Here is a 17,316-nt window from a genome sequence, read left to right as displayed (position 1 = left end):
TGTTGCAAACTCTCGTGGTGTGACGGGCGGTGTGTACAAGACCCGGGAACGTATTCACCGCAGTATGCTGACCTGCGATTACTAGCGATTCCGACTTCATGCAGGCGAGTTGCAGCCTGCAATCCGAACTGGGAACGGCTTTCTGGGATTGGCTCCACCTCGCGGTCTCGCTGCCCTTTGTACCGTCCATTGTAGCACGTGTGTAGCCCAACTCATAAGGGGCATGATGATTTGACGTCATCCCCACCTTCCTCCGGTTTGTCACCGGCAGTCTCCCTAGAGTGCCCAACTAAATGCTGGCAACTAAGGATAGGGGTTGCGCTCGTTGCGGGACTTAACCCAACATCTCACGACACGAGCTGACGACAACCATGCACCACCTGTCACCCTTGCCCCCGAAGGGGAAACTTGATCTCTCAAGCGGTCAAGGGGATGTCAAGAGTTGGTAAGGTTCTTCGCGTTGCTTCGAATTAAACCACATGCTCCACCGCTTGTGCGGGTCCCCGTCAATTCCTTTGAGTTTCAGCCTTGCGGCCGTACTCCCCAGGCGGAGTGCTTAATGCGTTAGCTTCAGCACTGAGGGGCGGAAACCCCCCAACACCTAGCACTCATCGTTTACGGCGTGGACTACCAGGGTATCTAATCCTGTTTGCTCCCCACGCTTTCGCGCCTCAGCGTCAGTTACAGACCAAAGAGTCGCCTTCGCCACTGGTGTTCCTCCACATCTCTACGCATTTCACCGCTACACATGGAATTCCACTCTTCTCTTCTGTACTCAAGCCTTCCAGTTTCCAATGACCCTCCCCGGTTGAGCCGGGGGCTTTCACATCAGACTTAAAAGGCCGCCTGCGCGCGCTTTACGCCCAATAATTCCGGACAACGCTTGCCACCTACGTATTACCGCGGCTGCTGGCACGTAGTTAGCCGTGGCTTTCTCGCAAGGTACCGTCATAGCATGAGCATTACCTCTCATACCTGTTCTTCCCTTACAACAGAGTTTTACGATCCGAAAACCTTCATCACTCACGCGGCGTTGCTCCATCAGACTTTCGTCCATTGTGGAAGATTCCCTACTGCTGCCTCCCGTAGGAGTCTGGGCCGTGTCTCAGTCCCAGTGTGGCCGATCACCCTCTCAGGTCGGCTATGCATCGTCGCCTTGGTGGGCCATTACCCCACCAACTAGCTAATGCACCGCAAGGCCATCCCAAGGTGACGCCGAAGCGCCTTTCATCATCAGACCATGCGGTCTGAAGAACTATTCGGTATTAGCTCCGATTTCTCGGAGTTATCCCAATCCTTGGGGCAGGTTCCTTACGTGTTACTCACCCGTCCGCCGCTCATTCCCTTCACTTCCCTCCGAAGAGTTCCGTGAGCTTCCTGCGCTCGACTTGCATGTATTAGGCACGCCGCCAGCGTTCGTCCTGAGCCAGGATCAAACTCTCCATAAAGTGTTTGACTTGCTCGTTGTGTGACCGAAGTCACGTTGACGAAGCTTGCGCTTCATTCATTGTTTGTATCCGAAGATACGTTTTTTGCCTCATCGTTCAGTTTTCAAAGTTCGTCATCGTTTGTTTTGAAAATGGTGGGCCTAAGTGGACTCGAACCACCGACCTCACGCTTATCAGGCGTGCGCTCTAACCAGCTGAGCTATAGGCCCGTCAAAAGCAAACAAAATATGGTGCACCCTGAGAGATTCGAACTCCCGACCCCTTGATTCGTAGTCAAGTACTCTATCCAGCTGAGCTAAGGGTGCGCTATGGTGCGGTCGAGAGGACTTGAACCTCCACAGTGTTGCCACCACTAGGCCCTCAACCTAGCGCGTCTACCATTCCGCCACGACCGCAAATATAAAGTTTAAAATTAAAATGGTGTGTCATGCAGGATTCGAACCTGCGACCCTCTGATTAAAAGTCAGATGCTCTACCAACTGAGCTAATGACACGAAAAACTGGGCTGGAAGGGATCGAACCTTCGCATGCTGGAATCAAAATCCAGTGCCTTACCACTTGGCCACAGCCCAAAAATGGCGGTCCTGACGGGATTCGAACCCGCGATCTCCTGCGTGACAGGCAGGCATGTTAACCGCTACACCACAGGACCACATTTTTGTGAAACTAAGTATGAAATTAAAAATGGTGGAGGATGACGGGATCGAACCGCCGACCCTCTGCTTGTAAGGCAGATGCTCTCCCAGCTGAGCTAATCCTCCAAAATGGTGACCCGTACGGGAATCGAACCCGTGATACCGCCGTGAAAGGGCGGTGTCTTAACCGCTTGACCAACGGGCCATTTAAAAACTGATAACTATTCTCAAGTAACAAATTCACATAAGAGGTCTGGCGGAGATGGAGGGATTCGAACCCTCGCACCAGTTTCCCGGCCTACACCCTTAGCAGGGGCGCCCCTTATAGCCACTTGGGTACATCTCCAAAGATAATGGCTCCGCAAGTAGGATTTGAACCTACGACCTACCGGTTAACAGCCGGTTGCTCTACCACTGAGCTATTGCGGAACGTGACGTTCGCTTCAGAACACTTTTCTATATTAGCAACTTTCTTTCTCTTCGTCAATGCTTTTTTAAAAAAGTTTTTAGTGACGAGAAGTTGTTTAGTTGCTGTCGTTTTGACGACTTCTATAATTTATCATGCTCCGAAATGAACGTCAACTACTTTTGTAAAAAATCTTTCCACGACATTGTCCGCAACGGTATCGTTCCGGATTCATCTTTCTTTTCCTTCTATATAATGTCCCACATTTCTCGCATTCATACAGGTGATTCTTTTTTTCATTTTCTTTTAAACGGGGACTGTATCGTAACCCGCCGTACCGCTGTAGCCACTCTTTAAAGTCATGATCTTGATGGCGATGACCCTTTCCGAGCAGATGCAAATGATAGTGGCACAACTCATGAATGACGATGCCACGAAAAATTTTGTGGTCCACAAGATAGCTCCGATTAAAATCCAGATGGTGATCCGCCAGAAAATAACGTCCGCCTGTCGTCCGTAACCGCTCATTAAAAACTGCCCTATGCCGAAACGGTAAAGCAAACACGTCGAGCGAAAGCTGCTCGACGTATTGCTGTAATTGTTCATTCGTCATGACGGACTGACCATCGTCAGACCGATGCGTCCGCGTTCCGGTTCGACACTCGTCACCCATACGGTCACGATGTCTCCCACCGCGATGACGTCCAGCGGGTGTTTGACCCGTTTTTTACTGAGCTTCGAGATGTGAACAAGTCCACTCTCTTTCACGCCGATGTCGACGAAGGCACCAAAGTCGAGTACGTTTCGCACTGTTCCTTGGAACTCCATGCCGACTTGGATCATATCGAGTGACAAGACGTCTTGACGGAGCAACGGTTTATCAAGCGCTTCCCGGGGATCCCGCTCCGGACGTTGCAAGGCTTCGATGATATCACGTAAAGTCGGTTCCCCCACCTCAAGCAATTGCGCCGTCTCGGTTACAGACAACTCATCCAGCTTCGAGCGTAATTCTTCTGTCCCGACGGTTTGTAACGATAAGCCCAGTTGCTTGAACAACGCTTCGACCGTCTTGTACTGCTCCGGGTGAATCGGTGTCCGGTCCAGCGGATGACTACCTTCCGGAATCCGTAAGAATCCGGCTGCCTGTTCGTACGCTTTCGCTCCCAGGCGCGGAACCTTCAGCAGTTCCTTCCGTGATTCGAAAGCCCCCAGTTCCGAGCGACGTTCGACGATTTTCTTCGCCGTCGCTTTCGTAATGCCGGCAACATAACCGAGTAATGACTCAGAAGCCGTGTTGACGTCGACTCCGACTTGGTTGACGACCGTCTCGACAACAAAGTCGAGCGTCTCTTTCAGCTTCGTCTGCGTGACATCATGTTGGTACTGCCCGACACCAACGGATTGCGGATCGACTTTGACCAATTCCGCCAACGGATCCTGTAAACGTCGTGCAATCGAAATCGCTGAGCGTTGCTCGACTTGCAAATCCGGAAATTCACTGCGCGCGATTTCCGACGCGGAGTAAATGCTTGCACCCGCCTCGTCGACGATCGTAAAGGCAATCTGCTCATGTCCTTTGATCCAGTCGGCAACAAACGATTCCGTCTCACGGGAAGCTGTTCCGTTTCCGATTGCAATCAGTTCGATCCCGTACCGTTTCACGAGATTTGTTAAGACTTGGCGCGCTTCCTGCGCTTTGTGTTCCGACATCGTCAGGTAGACGACACCAACTTCTTTCATTTCACCGGTCGGATCAATGACGGCCCACTTGCAACCGGTTCGGTATGCAGGATCGAGACCAAGCATGACTTTCCCTTTCATCGGAGGCTGCATATACAGTTGGCGTAAGTTTTTTCCGAATACTTCAATCGCTTGATTTTCCGCCTTTTCCGTCAACTCATTCCGTAGTTCACGTTCGATTGCCGGGAACACTGATTTCTTGTAGCCCGTTTGGACGGCTTCCTCGACCAAGCGGCGTTTTTGTTCCGCCAACCGGTTAAATGGACGGAGCAGATACGGAAGAATTTGCTGTTCCTCCAACACTATCTTCACCGAAACGATCTTTAGGGCTTCGGCACGATTGATGGCCAGAATCCGGTGCGGCACGATTTGACGGATCCGTTCACTGTATTCGTAATACTGGGCAAACACACGTTTCTCATCAACGGCGTCCTTCTTGATTTTCGTGACGATATCAGCAAACCGATACGCCGTCTTCCGGATATGCTCCCGGACACTTGCTTGTTCGCCCCATTCTTCCGCGATGATGGCCTGTGCTCCGGCAATCGCTTCGCCTTCCCCATGCGCCGCGACATACTGTTTGAATTGGTCCTCATCGTATGCTTTGGGCGAACGTAGAAAATCAGCGAACGGCGTCAATCCAGCTTCCCGTGCGATTTCTGCTTTTGTTCTCCGTTTTGGACGAAACGGTAAGTACAAGTCTTCAATCTGCTGTAATGTCGTCGCTTCACGCAACGCTTGATTCAATTTTGCTGTCATGACACCTTGTTCTTCGATTTTTCGGAGAACATCGTCTCGTTTTGCTTCCAGTTGTGTGATGCTTTTATGGCGGTCGAGGATCGCTTTGATTTCGACCTCATCGAGTTCCCCCGTTTGTTCTTTTCGATACCTGGCGATAAACGGAATCGTTCCCCCGTCTTCCGTCAGCTGTAAAACGGCTTTGACTTGCGCTAGTCGTAAATTCAATTCTGTTGCGATTCTCTTTTCCATCTTCCTCACCTCGTGTTCATTATACCGAAGAATCGACAGGACACAAAAAAAGACTGATGCAGCGCATCAGTCTTTTGAAAATACTTCGTTTGGTTCTACTTTGATTGCTTCGCGTAGCTTTTGCAGCGCACGGCGTTGAAGACGGGAGACATGCATCTGTGAAATACCGAGTAATTCCCCGGTTTCCTTTTGACTCATGTTCCGGTAATACGCACATTCTAAAATCGAACGTTCCCGATCCGTCAAAACAGCAAAGGCTTTTTCAAGAATCAGCTTTTGGTCAACGGAGTCATAGCCGTTCTCTTGATTGCCGACGAGGTCAAGCAACGTGACCGTACTGCCTTCTTGATCGGCTTCGATCGAACTGTCGACAGAAAGGGCTTGATAACTTTTCCCCATCTCAAGTGTCTCGAGAACTTCCTCTTCCGATACTTCCAGACGAGCTGCAATTTCATCAATCCGTGGTGAACGTTGCAGTTCTGTCGTCAATTCTTCGACGGCTTTTTTGATTTTTGGCCCCAGTTCCTTGATTCGACGCGGCACGTGAACGCTCCACGTCTTATCACGGATGAACCGTTTGATTTCTCCGATGATTGTCGGAACAGCAAACGATTCGAAACTCCGGCCAAACTCTTTATCAAAACGGCGGAGTGCAGCAAGCAATCCGATCATCCCGACTTGAACGAGGTCATCATGGATCGGGCGACCACGCGAGAATTTACGGGCGAGTGCCTCAACGAGGTCTGAATAACGTGCAAGTAATGCCGCATGAACTTCCTCATCTTGGTCATCTTGTTGGTATAGGTCAATTAGTCGAAGGACTTCGTCATCACTGTGATGGCGTTGTTGAGACTTTGCTGGCACTTTGACCCACCTCATCTCTATTCATATATTTTGTCATATGGACAGTGACGCCGTTTGCTTTCTCGATCGTGACTTGATCCATGAGTGCTTCAATCATTAAGATCCCTAGTCCCCCCTCATGCAGAGAGTCTAAATCGTGTGAATCGGTGATCGGTTCACTTTGGCGTTTAACGCTGTCTTTATCAAATGTCACACCGTTATCTTTGACGATGATTTCAAGACGATCATCCGGGTAGACATTGCATGTCAACGCCATCGATCCATCCTGTTCACCTTCATACGCATGCTGAACCGCGTTGGCACAGGCTTCCGAAACAGCGATTTTAATGTCTTCGATGTCATCGTATGTGTAACCCATCCGGTTCGCGACGCCTGAAACCGTCAAACGGGCAATGGCAACATATTCCGGTTTTGCCGGAAGTGTCATTTCAAGTTGTTCGTTTTTCATTGCGTTCCACCTCGTACACCACTATCAATTGTAATGATGCTAGAAAGACCAGTAATTTCAAACAAACGACGAATGCGTTCAGACACACCGACGAGTGTAAACGATGTTCCGTTTTTCTTTGAAGCTTTTAAGGCGCCGACAAACACGCCAAGACCTGTTGAATCCATATAATGAATCTCATCTAAATGAACGACGACATCATTTGCTTCAACGGCTGGTACGAGTTCTTGACGAAGTTTCGGTGCTGTATACGTATCAATCTCTCCTGCGATATAGAGATGCGTCTGACCATCTAGTTGCTCTGTTTTAATTGTTAAATCCATCTTCAAGTTCCTCCTCAAGGAAAATCTGCTATGTGTTCTCTCTATCTATATAGTTTAAATAATACGGGATAACCCTTCTTAAAGAAAAGGTCACTCTGATGTAATTCCCGCATTCAAACATCTTTAAACCAAAATTTAAAAAAATGTTCAAAAAAAGTCGTATACAGATGTATCGACTCTTCTCGCTGTTATATGTAAGTGCCTAGAAATCAATCAAGCCTAGGCTGATCGCGACGGCACTATTTACTTTCATCATCGTGTCAGGATCTAGGTGCGTGACTTTATCCGTTAGACGGCGTTTGTCGATTGTACGGACCTGCTCAAGTAGGATGACCGAATCACGTTCTAATCCGTGTCGCTCTCGATATACTTCCACATGGGTCGGTAGTTTGGCTTTGTCGATCTGTGCCGTGATCGCAGCCACGATTACAGTTGGGCTGAATCGGTTACCAATATCATTTTGTAGGACAAGGACAGGACGAACGCCTCCTTGTTCCGATCCGACCACAGGTGACAAATTTGCATAAAACACGTCGCCACGTTTGACTATCAAAGCTTACACCCCGCTTACTTGACGTAGGAGCGAGAACTCCGCCTCCGTTTCAATCTGGAACATTTCGCCAACGATTGATAAATTGATCGCTGCCATTTCTTCGTAACCACGTTTCAATTCCTCACGTAGCTGACGTTTGCGTTCTTCGGTCGTATGGTTCGACTTCATCCCAATCGTCTCCTTCGCTACATTTCGCTCAACAAATTGCTTTTCCCGTTGTTGGACCAAGATAATGGCACCTCCAGATTCACTGAAACCTTAACGAACGACTCACTTTCTACTTCAATATATCAGTCAAATTCAGAAAATACAATCAAAATTCAAACAAATAACATTTTTTTGCCATCATATTGATGTCATTTCAAAAACTAAATCCGCGGAACACGCTTCGAAAACTGACAAAGGACTTCATAATTGATCGTCCCCAACCAGTGAGCCGCCTCGTCAATCGGTGCACCTGCTCCAATCAACGTCACTTCCGTTCCGACCGGGTATTCTTCCGGCAACCGGATCATCAGACGATCCATACAGACACGGCCGACGATTTCACACGGATATCCGTTGACGATCAACGAGTATCCTTGAAATTTACGTGACCACCCGTCGGCGTATCCGATCGGGACCGTTCCGATCCATTCATCCGTCGGTGCCGTGTAGGTCGCGCCGTAGCTGATCGTTTGCCCCGGTTCGACTTGCTTCACTTGCAGAAGACGGCTTTTTAATGAGAAGGCCGGTTTTAAGAACTCATAGTAAGCACTCATTTCGTCAGACGGCAACGCTCCATATAACGCAATGCCGACACGGACGATGTTGTATGGCGCTTGACCCGCCAGTCGAATCGCGCCGGCTGAATTGGCAGCATGAATATAGCGGATACCCGGCACACGCTCGACGAATTGCAGGAAGCGGGTTTGCTGTTGATCGAACAACCGGCTCGTCAATTCGTCTGCAGTCGCGAAATGCGTATAAATCCCTTCAAGTTCCAGTAAATCAGAATCCAGTTCAGCAAGCAGTTCGTCCAGTTCCTGAAGTGTCTGTAAGCCGAGCCGCCCCATTCCGCTGTCGACTTTGATGTGAATGCGTAAATGATCGATTTCAGTCAAATGTCGTTTGGCTTCCCGCAGCCAGTCGGCTGAAAAGACAGGTACTGCGACATCATAGTTTGAGGCGACGGGCGCATGTTCAGGAAGCAAAGCTTCAAGCATGAGAATCGGCGCCTGAATCCCCGCTTCCCGTAATTCGATGGCCTCTTCCAGTAAAGCGACGGCAATCATGTCCGCCCCGTTCGCCAAAGCGATTTCCGCCACCGTCACGGCACCATGCCCGTATCCGTCCGCCTTGACGACAGCCATCATCGACTGGTCGCCGAGGCGCGTCTTGATTTCACGCACGTTATGCGCGATGGCTTCCCGGTCAATTTCTATCCAAGTTGGTCGATACATCTGAACTCCTCTTTTCTAGTAAGACTTGTGCAGCCGCATATTGATCGGAATGGGTGATCGAGAGATGAATGATGCCCTCAAACGGTCCCGTCATGACCGGACGGCCGGATGCTTCATTCAACACTTCGAGATCGAGCCATGATACGTCAGATCCGATCCCGGTTCCGAGGGCCTTGACGAATGCTTCTTTCGCGGCGAATCGTCCCGCCAAATATTCGAGGCTCCGGACGCCGGACAACGTTTCAAACCGTTCCTGCTCCCGTTTGGTCAAAACCCGTTGTACGATCCGCGGCTGACGTAACAATGTCTGTTGCATCCGTTCGAGTTCAACCAGATCCAGTCCTATTCCAAAAATCATTTCTGACGCCTCCACAGTTCTATTCTTCGCTGTCTTCATATAGAATGAAGGGGAAGCGAGGTGTTGTCATGTTTAGTCGAACGGAAAACCTACAAACGTTCACACGTTCTTATCCGGTCGTTTCGTTGTTCATTTTAATCCAAGTCGCTCTGTTTGTCATCGAACAGTTGAATGCCTTTTTCAACTTGGGCTTCTCACCGCTCAATTATGGTTCAGCCATCAATCTGTTCATCGCCAACGGTGAATGGTGGCGGGTCGTCACAGCAACGTTCCTGCACTATGACTTCTGGCATATTGCCTTCAACACGTTTGCCTTGGTCATCTTCGCCCCTGCCTTGGAGCGGATGATCGGTCATGCGAAATTCGCATCGTTTTATCTTCTCGTCGGTACGCTCGCCAACGTCTTGACGTACTTCACGAAAATCAACGAACCCTTTTATGGTCAAGCCGGGGCGTCCGGAGCGATTTTAGGATTGCTCGGATTTTATGTCTATCTCGGTCGTTTTAAACGGACAGTGATCTCAGCGGATGACGCACGCCTTGTCTACATCTTCAGTGCCATCACCGCCATCTTCACGTTGCTCGGATCAAACGTATCCGTATTTGGTCACCTGTATGGATTCGTCCTCGGATTCCTTGCCGGTTTCGTATTTGGAAAAAGTGCCGTTCCGTTCACGCGTCCGTTTAATGTCGGCAAGCGGTCGGCAGCAAGCGGTCGGGTCGTCTATACGAGCGGTTCGGGTCAGACGGGACGCATCATCTTTTATGTCATCGTCGCCTTCGCCGTCTTCGGTCTGCTTGCACGTTTCATTTAATACGTCTGTATGCCTCTACAAAAAAAGCGAGCTGCCCTGATCTCCGTTAGTCGGAATTCAGGGCAGCTCGTTCTTTTTTCGTCTCTTATTTCCGTAACGATTCCGCCAAGTCTTTTACATCATCAATCAGATTGTGGATCGTTTCTTGATTGTCCGTGTACAGCGCACGAAGCTCTTCAAAACGTCCTTTCGGATCTTGTTTGACGGCAGAAAGTTGTGTCCCGGCTCCACCAAACGCCCGTTTGACTGCGGCGAGTTGTGTTTGGCGTGTGTCTTTATGAAGCATCGATAACGTTGCTCCGATCAGCGCTCCGCCGACTGTTGCTGCTAAAAAGTAATTCTTCTTCATCTGTTATTCCCCCTAGACTGGTCTTGATGTAACTTAAAGCGGTTGTAAAAGCTGGTACCGTTTCATGACTGGAGAAGGCGCAAACGACTTCCCTGCTTCTTCAGCATACTGGTCGACCGTCAGTCGTTCAACTGATTTCGCATATCGTGTCGCATCCCCGTCATTGCCGAACTGAATCAACAAGACCAAATCGTCCCCACGCTCGACGCGGGCGATCCGGACAGCCTGAAAGCTGTCATATTCAGCGCCAAGGACTTTTGGATTCGACATGACCTGATGGACGAACAAGTCGCCGCTGTTTCGATCGGCCGGAACCGACCAATAGAACAAGCTGCCTTGTTCTTGAAAATTGCCGCGCGTCTCAAGCAATGTATAGGTGTTTCCACTTTGGAAAGGTGATTTCCCATCTGTCTCGATAAACAACAGGGCTTCTCCGCTTCCGCTTGCCGCACGAATGTGTGGATCACGCGCACGAATTTGATCAACAAAACTACCGCTACCGAATGTGATGGAAAGTTTAGATGGCATCACAGGCCTCCGCGAGTTCGAAGTCTTTGCCGGTCAGACCGCCTGCATCATGCGTCGTAACCGCCAGCGTAACTTTTTTATAATCGATGATGATGCGGGGGTGATGATTCAGGTGCTCAGCAACCGAACCCACCTCCTGTACAAAATCCAGTGCTGCCGGAAACGAATCCAATGTATAGACACGGACGATTTCGTCATCGACCACGCGCCATTCAGACAATCCTTCCAGGCGTTCTTCCACTTCATACTCATTCAACCTTTTCATGCCATATTCCTCCTCCACAATTATTTTCGTCCTATACCTTATACCCTACTTTTACGCTTTCTTATACCTCCCCCCTCCGATTTCTTCCTTTTGTCTTCCGGCGCAGATAGAGTACAATGTGAAAGAGAACACTATCTTCCATACAGAAAGGGGCAGACGCTCATGCGCGCGCTTATTGTCATCGATTATACGTTCGACTTCGTCGCTGACGAAGGGAAATTGACGTGCGGGAAACCCGGCCAAGCCATCGAAGGTCGCATCGCCTCGTTAATGGACGAGTTTTCGTCCGCAGACTACGTCGTCATCGCAAACGACATCCATGAAGAAGGAGATACCTTCCATCCGGAAACGTTACTCTTCCCGCCGCATAACATCCGCGGCACCCACGGCCGGGATCTGTTTGGGCAAGTCGCCGAAATGGCACGGGTCGCGGATCATGTCATCGACAAAACACGTTACAGTGCCTTTGCCGGAACGGATTTGGATTTACGCCTGCGGGAACGTGGAGTTCGTGAAGTTCACCTCGTCGGTGTCTGCACGGACATCTGTGTGTTGCATACAGCCGTCGACGCCTACAATCTCGGATATAAAATCGTGGTCCATGCGGATGCGGTCGCGAGTTTTAATGCGGTCGGACACGACTGGGCTCTTACACATTTCAAACAATCGCTCGGCGCAGACGTCGTCGGCGAATAAGAAGGGATCTGTCTTCATGTTACAACGTAACCTTGCACTTCATACTGACCTCTATCTTCCGCGATGGATGTACATTTATTGGCAGGAAGGGCGTCACAATGAACGTGCTGTTTTTGATGTCTACTACCGGACGAATCCGTTTGAAGGCGGATATGTCGTCTTTGCCGGACTCGAAAATATCATCGAGTACGTCCAGACGCTTCATTTCACGGAAGAAGACATCACGTACCTTCAAAAGATGATCGGTTTCCCGGACGAGTTCAAAGACGAGCTCCGGAACTTCAAGTTCACGGGATCGATCTCAAGCGTCAAGGAAGGCGAAATCGTTTTTCCGAATGAACCGCTTCTTCGCATCGAAGCACGGATTTTCGAAGCCAAGCTGCTGCAGACTGCCATCCTCAACATCGCGAACCATGAATCACTCATCGCGACGAAATATGCCCGGATCCGTCAATCGGCCCCGGGTGCGAAGTTTTTAGAAGCTGGAGCACGCCGGGCACAAGGTATTGACGCCGCCTACTTCGGCACACGCGCGTCTTACCTGGCCGGCTTTGACGTGACAAGCCTCGCCTCTGCCGGACGTGACTTCGGAATCCCTTCAGGCGGGACGATGGAGCATGCCGACATCCAGTTCCACGATGACGAATTGACCGCATTCCGGACATTCGCCGCTTATTATCCGGATCAAGCGACACTGCTCGTCGATACGTATGATACGCTCAAAAGCGGTTTACCAAATGCAATCATCGTCGCGAAAGAGCTCGCGGCAAAAGGACATAAGTTACGCGGGATCCGGATTGATTCCGGTGACTTGTCTTATCTGTCGAAACGAGCTCGGACAATGCTTGACGAAGCCGGTTTCCCGGAAGTCGACATCGTCTTGTCGGGTGACTTGGACGAGTATGTCATTCAGGATTTACGGATTCAAGGAGCACAGGCGAACACATTCCTCGTCGGTACACGCGGCATCACTGCGTACGAACAACCGGCGCTGGGAATGGTCTATAAGTTAGTCGCCAGGGAAGTAAACGGGGAACTTGCTCCTGTCATCAAGGTCTCTTCCTCGAAAGCGAAGACGACGACACCACACATCAAGGAAGTGTACCGGATCGTCGACCGGGTGACGAACAAGTTTAAAGGAGACTACATCACTTTGATGGACGAGGATCCGACCGATCTTGATTCCATCGATTTGATCGATGTCCGGGACCCGTCGTTCCGGAACCGGATCGAAAACTTCAACGTCGAGCGTCTCCTGACACCAATCTTCACGGAAGGGGACATGATTTATACCGTCCCGACGATTGAAGAGAGCCGCCATTTCCACGAACAGCAGATCGGCCGTCTGTGGGAAGAGTACAAACGTCTCCGCCTGCCGGAAGTCTATGCCATCACCTTCAGCGACCGCCTCTGGAAGTTGAAGCTCGATATGATTCGCGACACACGTAAAGCAAGCGGCATTAAATAAAAAAACAGCCCACTTCAACTGAAGTGGGCTGTTTCGTTTGGTGTTGGTGTCATTTGGGCTGTCGCTTGTTCCATTTGTTGACGAAAGTACCACGCGAAACCAAGCGCACCTCCGATGAAGACGATATACGTAATCCGTTGACCAAACTCCGCCAAGGAATCGGCATAAAAAATACTAATCAAGTGGTCGCTTCCACTGATGAGAAGCAGACAGGCAATCAGGAGCGCTATGCGGTAGGCAAGCGTCGGACGATCGGTTGGCTCAGCATGCCAATACATAATGATATGATGGGCAAGTAAAATGATTCCAATGATTCCTAATACTCCTATAAGTGCTTGCGGCATAATGAACGGTCCTCCTGTTTCTGATTTCTAATTTCATTTAAACATAGTTCACCTGAAAATCCTCGTTAAAACTTTCCCATCATCTGTATGGTCACGGTATACTGGAGAAAATCTGCGTACATTCATGCAAGGAGGAGTTTTCGTGAAAACTTTTAAACTGTGCACACTGCGTATCTTAATGGACGAGTCCGGCCGGGATACAACGATTCCGGTTACGATCAAAGACGGATTGACTGTCAGTACCGATCAGACGGCCCAGTGGGTGGCTGAAATCGTCGTCTTAAAACATGATCAACCGATCATCGATGAACTGTTCGCAAAAAATCTGCGGGCCTTGATCGAAATCACAATCTCACGACCGGATAACGATCCGGCTGCCATGATCATCACACCACTCGAGTGTACACCGTTAAACGAAGGCACCTCTTATTTATTCACCGGAAAAATGGTGATGATGAAAAATGACTTATCCGAATCGATTTTACGCGAAGTCGTCGAAGATCATTTCACAGGGGAAGCATTGATTCAGGAGTATAAAGACCGCCGTTCCAAACGTGGTGCTCATATCACGAGCATCGCCAAGGAAACGTTTAAACAGTACTTACAAGAAAATCCGAAAATCAGTTAAGGACGTTTCGTCCAGTCCAGGATGTGATCGGCGACATTAATCCGGTCGATTTCATACCGGTCGGAAAAACGAATATAGTTGGCACACGCATTTTTAAGCGGTGTCCGGTAACTGAATGTGTCATCAATCGAGGATAAGGCGGCTTTGATCGTGTGCGAGTGACAGACGATCAACAGACGTTTTCCTCGATGTTTTTGTGTCAACTCTTCGACAGCTGCGAAGACACGGGCCTGAATTTCCTGTTCGGTCTCAAGACCCGGGACACGGTCCGTATCATTGGCTTGGACAGCTTCATAAATTCCGGCGATCGGCTTGCCCGATGCAAACCCAAATTCGCGTTCGACCAACCGGTCATCCGTTTCCGTCAGCTCGAGTCCTACGGCACGGCCGATGATTTCCGCCGTTTCGACCGCGCGGGACAACGGACTGGAAATCAAGACATCCCATTTCTCCTGTGCGAGATACGTCGCACTCAAGCCGGCTTGCCACCGCCCTGTTTCGTTCAGCGGAATATCTTCCCGCCCCTGAATCCGTTCGTTTAAATTCCAATCGGTCTGACCGTGGCGCACTAAACAAATTTCTGTCATCTCATTGTCTCCTTCAAAAAGAAATATGACTGATTGTATCATGTTTCTTTACTTAGTGAAGAGGCTCACGAGGCGGCAGGACAAGGACTTGACAGCTGAAGGCTTCAATCCGGTCGAGCAGCCGTTCAATTTTGAGCGGGTTTTCCGTCTGCGCAAAGCTGGCCAGTGAATGGGTTCCGTTCGGAAACGAAAACAACCGGACATCCGCCCCGACATCGGCTCCTTTTTCAATGAAATGGAGCGCCTGCGTAAAGGGAACGATCGGATCTTTTTTTCCGTGCAACAGCATGATCGGCGGTGAATCGGCGGTCAAATGAGTTGCGGGTGAGACACGTGTCATGAGTGCACGCCATTCCTCCCGTCCTCCCCCATAAAATTTGATATGGGCAATCCAGGTCTGGATGAACTTGAATAATAAGAAGTTCGTTGGTGGATACAAGGCGATGACGCCGCTGATCAGCGGGAGTTGTTCCGCTTTCTGTTCACCGATGAACTCCATCGGTGCCAGGGCGGTCGTCAACATCAACGCTGCACCGGCCGAATCTCCCCAAAGGACCATTCGTCCCCGCGCAATCCGCAACTCATCGGCTTCCTGATTTAAAAAACAGAGGGCGTCGCGTACGTCTTCCAAATTATCCGGGAAGTAACTGCCGTCTTCAAACAATCGGTAATCGATACTGCAAACCGCGATGCCAAGCTCTAAAAAACGTTCCACGATCGGTGTAAAACAAAAGAGATCATCACGGCCTCCTCTGACAAACGCTCCACCATGTGCATAAATCGCCACCGGAAACGGTCCTTCACCGACCGGATAGTACAGATCCAGTTTAAGCTCCTTCTCGCCGATCGTTTTATACAAAACGGTCCGTGGAGCCAGTTGGGTTTCCGCAAGCGGAAGCGCCGGTTCCGTCCACCGTAAAAGAGCACCGTAATTGTTCCAGATGCTCGCACCGGCAGCAGCCGTCGTCAAAAGCGCAGCCCCTCCCATCAACCATGCTGTTTCCCGTCTCACCTCATCACCTCCGGGCATACTCACGATTTTTAATCTTATTAGTCTTTTACCCCATTTTTTTAGAAGTCGAACTTCTTCCCGCTCTTGTACTTGACGCTTTGTTTTGGATTCGTTATAGTGAAAAGGTTCAAATCGGAATAATTACGTTTTAATACTTCTTGGAGGTTTTACACATATGAAAAAGTTAATTCCCGCTTTCACGGTCGCGTTCGCGAGCGCCACTTTCCTCGCTGCCTGTGGATCATCTGATTCAGGTTCGAATCAAGATGCCGCCGACCAAAAACTCAACGTCTATACATCAACGTTCGCCACAGCGGCGATTGCCAAAGAAATCGGCGGCGCTGATGTCGATGTCAAGATGATCGTTCCTCCTGGTGCCGATCCCCATTCGTATGAACCGACTTCTAAACAACTGACAGAAATCGCACAAGGGGATCTGTTCCTCTTGACCGGAACGACGCTTGAGCCGTATTCAGAAAAAATCAAAGCCAGTCTCAAAGGAAACGATGTCCGGTTCATCGAGACAAGTAAAGGCATCGATTTGCTTGAAGCGAGTGCCACGGTACACGTTCATGGAGAGACAGACGCACACGACGAAGAACATGCTCATGAAGACGAGCACTCAGAAGATGAGCACTCAGAAGAAGAACACGATCATGGCAAGTACGATCCGCACGTCTGGCTTGATCCGAACAATGCCAAAATGATGGCCCAATCGATTTCGACGGCGTTGGCAAAAGAAGTACCGGACAAAAAAGCGACGTTCGAAAAAAATCTGGCTGAATTTGATACGCAGGCAGATGAGCTCGATCAAAACTTACAGCAAGCAGTTGCTGACGGCTCCAAAAAAGAATTGCTCGTGACACATGCCGCTTACGGATATTTAGCGGAACGCTACGGTTTTTCTCAACTGCCGATCGCCGGCATCTCACCGTCTGACGAGCCTTCGCAAAAAGAACTGGCTGCCCTCGTCAAAGAAGCCAAGATGCACGATTTGAAATATATTGCGTTTGAAGAGACGGTTTCCCCAAAAGTCGCCCGGGTCATCCAACAAGAAATCGGAGCTGAAGCCATCACGATTCATAACTTGGAATCGGTCACAAAAGAACAACAGGACGCTTCTTATTTTGACTTGATGAATGAAAATGTCACGACACTCAAAAAAGCACTGCAGTGAAGCAGTGTTGACATGCATTAAAAGATACGTTACGGTAGAAAACGTATTTCAGACAATTAAATGACTTCTTTTTATCGCGAGAGACGGAGGGACTGGCCCAATGATGTTTCGGCAGCGGACGATTGAATCGTACTGTGCCAAATCCAGCAAGCTACGGCTTGAGAGATAAGAAGAGCGTCTTTTTCAGTAAAGACCTCCTTCTTTCTTGCGAAGGAGTCTTTTTTTGTACATGCAGAAATG

Annotated in this window: 20 protein-coding genes, 10 tRNA genes, 1 riboswitch and 2 other annotated features; of the genes, 5 read left to right on the top strand and 25 right to left on the bottom strand. The window is 49.6% G+C overall.

Annotation, left to right across the window (positions count from 1 at the left end):
* Positions 1-32: 32 nt before the first annotated feature.
* Positions 33-545: a sequence feature (16S ribosomal RNA rRNA prediction is too short), on the bottom strand.
* A gap of 1 nt (position 546) precedes the next feature.
* Positions 547-1,440 (bottom strand) — a sequence feature (16S ribosomal RNA rRNA prediction is too short).
* A gap of 140 nt (positions 1,441-1,580) precedes the next feature.
* From P397_RS0102475 to acpS, 19 genes are all read right to left on the bottom strand, one after another.
* Positions 1,581-1,657 (bottom strand) — tRNA-Ile (locus tag P397_RS0102475).
* 19 nt (positions 1,658-1,676) lie between these two features.
* A tRNA-Arg gene (locus P397_RS0102470) sits at positions 1,677-1,753 on the bottom strand.
* A gap of 4 nt (positions 1,754-1,757) precedes the next feature.
* Positions 1,758-1,843 (bottom strand) — tRNA-Leu (locus tag P397_RS0102465).
* Between the two features lie 23 nt (positions 1,844-1,866).
* Positions 1,867-1,942: transfer RNA gene (locus tag P397_RS0102460), tRNA-Lys, on the bottom strand.
* A 6-nt stretch (positions 1,943-1,948) separates the two neighbouring features.
* Positions 1,949-2,020: transfer RNA gene (locus P397_RS0102455), tRNA-Gln, on the bottom strand.
* 4 nt (positions 2,021-2,024) lie between these two features.
* Positions 2,025-2,100, bottom strand: a tRNA-Asp gene (locus tag P397_RS0102450).
* A 33-nt stretch (positions 2,101-2,133) separates the two neighbouring features.
* A tRNA-Val gene (locus tag P397_RS0102445) sits at positions 2,134-2,209 on the bottom strand.
* Between the two features lie 4 nt (positions 2,210-2,213).
* Positions 2,214-2,288 (bottom strand) — tRNA-Glu (locus tag P397_RS0102440).
* 49 nt (positions 2,289-2,337) lie between these two features.
* A tRNA-Ser gene (locus P397_RS0102435) sits at positions 2,338-2,429 on the bottom strand.
* An 8-nt stretch (positions 2,430-2,437) separates the two neighbouring features.
* Positions 2,438-2,512 (bottom strand) — tRNA-Asn (locus tag P397_RS0102430).
* A gap of 149 nt (positions 2,513-2,661) precedes the next feature.
* Entirely contained in the window at positions 2,662-3,102 is a 441-nt protein-coding gene (locus tag P397_RS17720; RefSeq protein WP_081776944.1) for a SprT family protein, read from the bottom strand.
* The gene (locus P397_RS0102420; RefSeq protein WP_028105502.1) at positions 3,099-5,219 is read right to left on the bottom strand and encodes a Tex family protein; all 2,121 of its coding nucleotides are present in this window, start codon (positions 5,217-5,219) and stop codon (positions 3,099-3,101) included. The genes P397_RS17720 and P397_RS0102420 overlap by 4 nt, the downstream gene beginning before the upstream one ends.
* 66 nt (positions 5,220-5,285) lie before the next feature.
* Complete coding sequence (gene sigB / locus P397_RS0102415; RefSeq protein WP_012371666.1) at positions 5,286-6,083, bottom strand: RNA polymerase sigma factor SigB; 798 nt, start codon at positions 6,081-6,083, stop codon at positions 5,286-5,288.
* Positions 6,049-6,531: an anti-sigma B factor RsbW gene (gene rsbW, locus P397_RS0102410; protein WP_026831807.1), complete on the bottom strand. Its 483-nt coding sequence runs from the start codon at positions 6,529-6,531 to the stop codon at positions 6,049-6,051. The genes sigB and rsbW overlap by 35 nt, the downstream gene beginning before the upstream one ends.
* On the bottom strand, positions 6,528-6,854 hold the full coding sequence (locus P397_RS0102405; RefSeq protein ID WP_026827246.1) for an STAS domain-containing protein: 327 nt from the start codon (positions 6,852-6,854) through the stop codon (positions 6,528-6,530). Before P397_RS0102405 ends, rsbW begins: the two co-directional genes overlap by 4 nt.
* Before the next feature lie 202 nt (positions 6,855-7,056).
* A complete protein-coding gene (locus P397_RS0102400) occupies positions 7,057-7,407 on the bottom strand; it encodes a type II toxin-antitoxin system PemK/MazF family toxin (protein WP_014971520.1) in 351 nt (116 codons plus the stop codon).
* A gap of 3 nt (positions 7,408-7,410) precedes the next feature.
* Complete coding sequence (locus P397_RS0102395; protein WP_012371670.1) at positions 7,411-7,635, bottom strand: hypothetical protein; 225 nt, start codon at positions 7,633-7,635, stop codon at positions 7,411-7,413.
* Between the two features lie 140 nt (positions 7,636-7,775).
* Positions 7,776-8,849, bottom strand: a complete 1,074-nt coding sequence (gene alr / locus P397_RS0102390) for an alanine racemase (RefSeq protein ID WP_028105501.1) — start codon at positions 8,847-8,849, stop codon at positions 7,776-7,778.
* Entirely contained in the window at positions 8,821-9,207 is a 387-nt protein-coding gene (acpS, locus tag P397_RS0102385) for a holo-ACP synthase (RefSeq protein WP_026831805.1), read from the bottom strand. Before acpS ends, alr begins: the two co-directional genes overlap by 29 nt.
* A 68-nt stretch (positions 9,208-9,275) precedes the next feature.
* On the opposite strand from acpS, the gene P397_RS0102380 reads away from it, so the two are divergent.
* Positions 9,276-10,022, top strand: coding sequence for a rhomboid family intramembrane serine protease (locus P397_RS0102380; protein ID WP_028105500.1), 747 nt, complete (start codon positions 9,276-9,278; stop codon positions 10,020-10,022).
* 85 nt (positions 10,023-10,107) lie between these two features.
* Here P397_RS0102380 and P397_RS0102375 read toward each other — a convergent pair whose 3' ends face one another.
* Genes P397_RS0102375 through P397_RS0102365 form a run of 3 tightly spaced genes read right to left on the bottom strand, consistent with a single transcriptional unit; the run spans position 10,108 to position 11,164 of the window.
* The gene (locus P397_RS0102375; RefSeq protein ID WP_026831803.1) at positions 10,108-10,371 is read right to left on the bottom strand and encodes a hypothetical protein; all 264 of its coding nucleotides are present in this window, start codon (positions 10,369-10,371) and stop codon (positions 10,108-10,110) included.
* Positions 10,372-10,404: 33 nt separating this feature from the next.
* The gene (locus tag P397_RS0102370) at positions 10,405-10,899 is read right to left on the bottom strand and encodes a hypothetical protein (protein ID WP_026831802.1); all 495 of its coding nucleotides are present in this window, start codon (positions 10,897-10,899) and stop codon (positions 10,405-10,407) included.
* A complete protein-coding gene (locus tag P397_RS0102365; protein ID WP_026831801.1) occupies positions 10,889-11,164 on the bottom strand; it encodes a 4a-hydroxytetrahydrobiopterin dehydratase in 276 nt (91 codons plus the stop codon). Before P397_RS0102365 ends, P397_RS0102370 begins: the two co-directional genes overlap by 11 nt.
* 162 nt (positions 11,165-11,326) lie before the next feature.
* Here P397_RS0102365 and P397_RS0102360 point away from each other — a divergent pair, with 162 nt between their 5' ends.
* Together P397_RS0102360 and P397_RS0102355 are read left to right on the top strand one after the other, a co-directional pair.
* Positions 11,327-11,860 (top strand): cysteine hydrolase family protein, encoded by a 534-nt coding sequence (locus P397_RS0102360; RefSeq protein ID WP_028105499.1) that lies wholly within the window; start codon positions 11,327-11,329, stop codon positions 11,858-11,860.
* 16 nt (positions 11,861-11,876) lie between these two features.
* Positions 11,877-13,328, top strand: a complete 1,452-nt coding sequence (locus tag P397_RS0102355; RefSeq protein WP_028105498.1) for a nicotinate phosphoribosyltransferase — start codon at positions 11,877-11,879, stop codon at positions 13,326-13,328.
* Between the two features lie 14 nt (positions 13,329-13,342).
* On the opposite strand, the gene P397_RS0102350 is transcribed toward P397_RS0102355, so the two are convergent.
* Complete coding sequence (locus P397_RS0102350; protein WP_026831798.1) at positions 13,343-13,672, bottom strand: hypothetical protein; 330 nt, start codon at positions 13,670-13,672, stop codon at positions 13,343-13,345.
* Between the two features lie 142 nt (positions 13,673-13,814).
* On the opposite strand from P397_RS0102350, the gene P397_RS0102345 reads away from it, so the two are divergent.
* Complete coding sequence (locus P397_RS0102345; RefSeq protein WP_028105497.1) at positions 13,815-14,300, top strand: YwpF family protein; 486 nt, start codon at positions 13,815-13,817, stop codon at positions 14,298-14,300.
* On the opposite strand, the gene P397_RS0102340 is transcribed toward P397_RS0102345, so the two are convergent.
* Positions 14,297-14,887: a histidine phosphatase family protein gene (locus P397_RS0102340; RefSeq protein WP_028105496.1), complete on the bottom strand. Its 591-nt coding sequence runs from the start codon at positions 14,885-14,887 to the stop codon at positions 14,297-14,299. The two genes, P397_RS0102345 and P397_RS0102340, sit on opposite strands and share 4 nt — an antisense overlap.
* A 52-nt stretch (positions 14,888-14,939) precedes the next feature.
* Positions 14,940-15,899 (bottom strand): alpha/beta hydrolase, encoded by a 960-nt coding sequence (locus P397_RS0102335; protein WP_028105495.1) that lies wholly within the window; start codon positions 15,897-15,899, stop codon positions 14,940-14,942.
* A 175-nt stretch (positions 15,900-16,074) separates the two neighbouring features.
* On the opposite strand from P397_RS0102335, the gene P397_RS0102330 reads away from it, so the two are divergent.
* Positions 16,075-17,076 carry a metal ABC transporter solute-binding protein, Zn/Mn family gene (locus P397_RS0102330; RefSeq protein ID WP_028105494.1) on the top strand — a complete coding sequence of 334 codons (1,002 nt, stop codon included), beginning with the start codon at positions 16,075-16,077 and terminating at the stop codon, positions 17,074-17,076.
* A gap of 68 nt (positions 17,077-17,144) precedes the next feature.
* A riboswitch (SAM riboswitch) is annotated at positions 17,145-17,248 on the top strand.
* The last annotated feature ends 68 nt before the right edge of the window (positions 17,249-17,316 follow it).

Origin of the sequence: Exiguobacterium undae DSM 14481 (assembly GCF_000620805.1) — a bacterium.
Classification (GTDB): Bacteria; Bacillota; Bacilli; order Exiguobacteriales; family Exiguobacteriaceae; genus Exiguobacterium_A; species Exiguobacterium_A undae.
Note: the sequence above shows the minus strand (reverse complement) of the source record. Positions and strands in the feature narration are given on the sequence as shown.

Bases quoted from the DNA above. Each gene is read 5' to 3' on its own strand.
- P397_RS17720 (WP_081776944.1), bottom strand. From the start codon at position 3,102: ATGACGAATGAACAATTACAGCAATACGTCGAGCAGCTTTCGCTCGAC.
- P397_RS0102420 (WP_028105502.1), bottom strand. From the start codon at position 5,219: ATGGAAAAGAGAATCGCAACAGAATTGAATTTACGACTAGCGCAAGTC.
- rsbW (WP_026831807.1), bottom strand. From the start codon at position 6,531: ATGAAAAACGAACAACTTGAAATGACACTTCCGGCAAAACCGGAATAT.
- P397_RS0102405 (WP_026827246.1), bottom strand. From the start codon at position 6,854: ATGGATTTAACAATTAAAACAGAGCAACTAGATGGTCAGACGCATCTC.
- alr (WP_028105501.1), bottom strand. From the start codon at position 8,849: ATGTATCGACCAACTTGGATAGAAATTGACCGGGAAGCCATCGCGCAT.
- acpS (WP_026831805.1), bottom strand. From the start codon at position 9,207: ATGATTTTTGGAATAGGACTGGATCTGGTTGAACTCGAACGGATGCAA.
- P397_RS0102380 (WP_028105500.1), top strand. From the start codon at position 9,276: ATGTTTAGTCGAACGGAAAACCTACAAACGTTCACACGTTCTTATCCG.
- P397_RS0102375 (WP_026831803.1), bottom strand. From the start codon at position 10,371: ATGAAGAAGAATTACTTTTTAGCAGCAACAGTCGGCGGAGCGCTGATC.
- P397_RS0102370 (WP_026831802.1), bottom strand. From the start codon at position 10,899: ATGCCATCTAAACTTTCCATCACATTCGGTAGCGGTAGTTTTGTTGAT.
- P397_RS0102365 (WP_026831801.1), bottom strand. From the start codon at position 11,164: ATGAAAAGGTTGAATGAGTATGAAGTGGAAGAACGCCTGGAAGGATTG.
- P397_RS0102360 (WP_028105499.1), top strand. From the start codon at position 11,327: ATGCGCGCGCTTATTGTCATCGATTATACGTTCGACTTCGTCGCTGAC.
- P397_RS0102355 (WP_028105498.1), top strand. From the start codon at position 11,877: ATGTTACAACGTAACCTTGCACTTCATACTGACCTCTATCTTCCGCGA.
- P397_RS0102350 (WP_026831798.1), bottom strand. From the start codon at position 13,672: ATGCCGCAAGCACTTATAGGAGTATTAGGAATCATTGGAATCATTTTA.
- P397_RS0102340 (WP_028105496.1), bottom strand. From the start codon at position 14,887: ATGACAGAAATTTGTTTAGTGCGCCACGGTCAGACCGATTGGAATTTA.
- P397_RS0102330 (WP_028105494.1), top strand. From the start codon at position 16,075: ATGAAAAAGTTAATTCCCGCTTTCACGGTCGCGTTCGCGAGCGCCACT.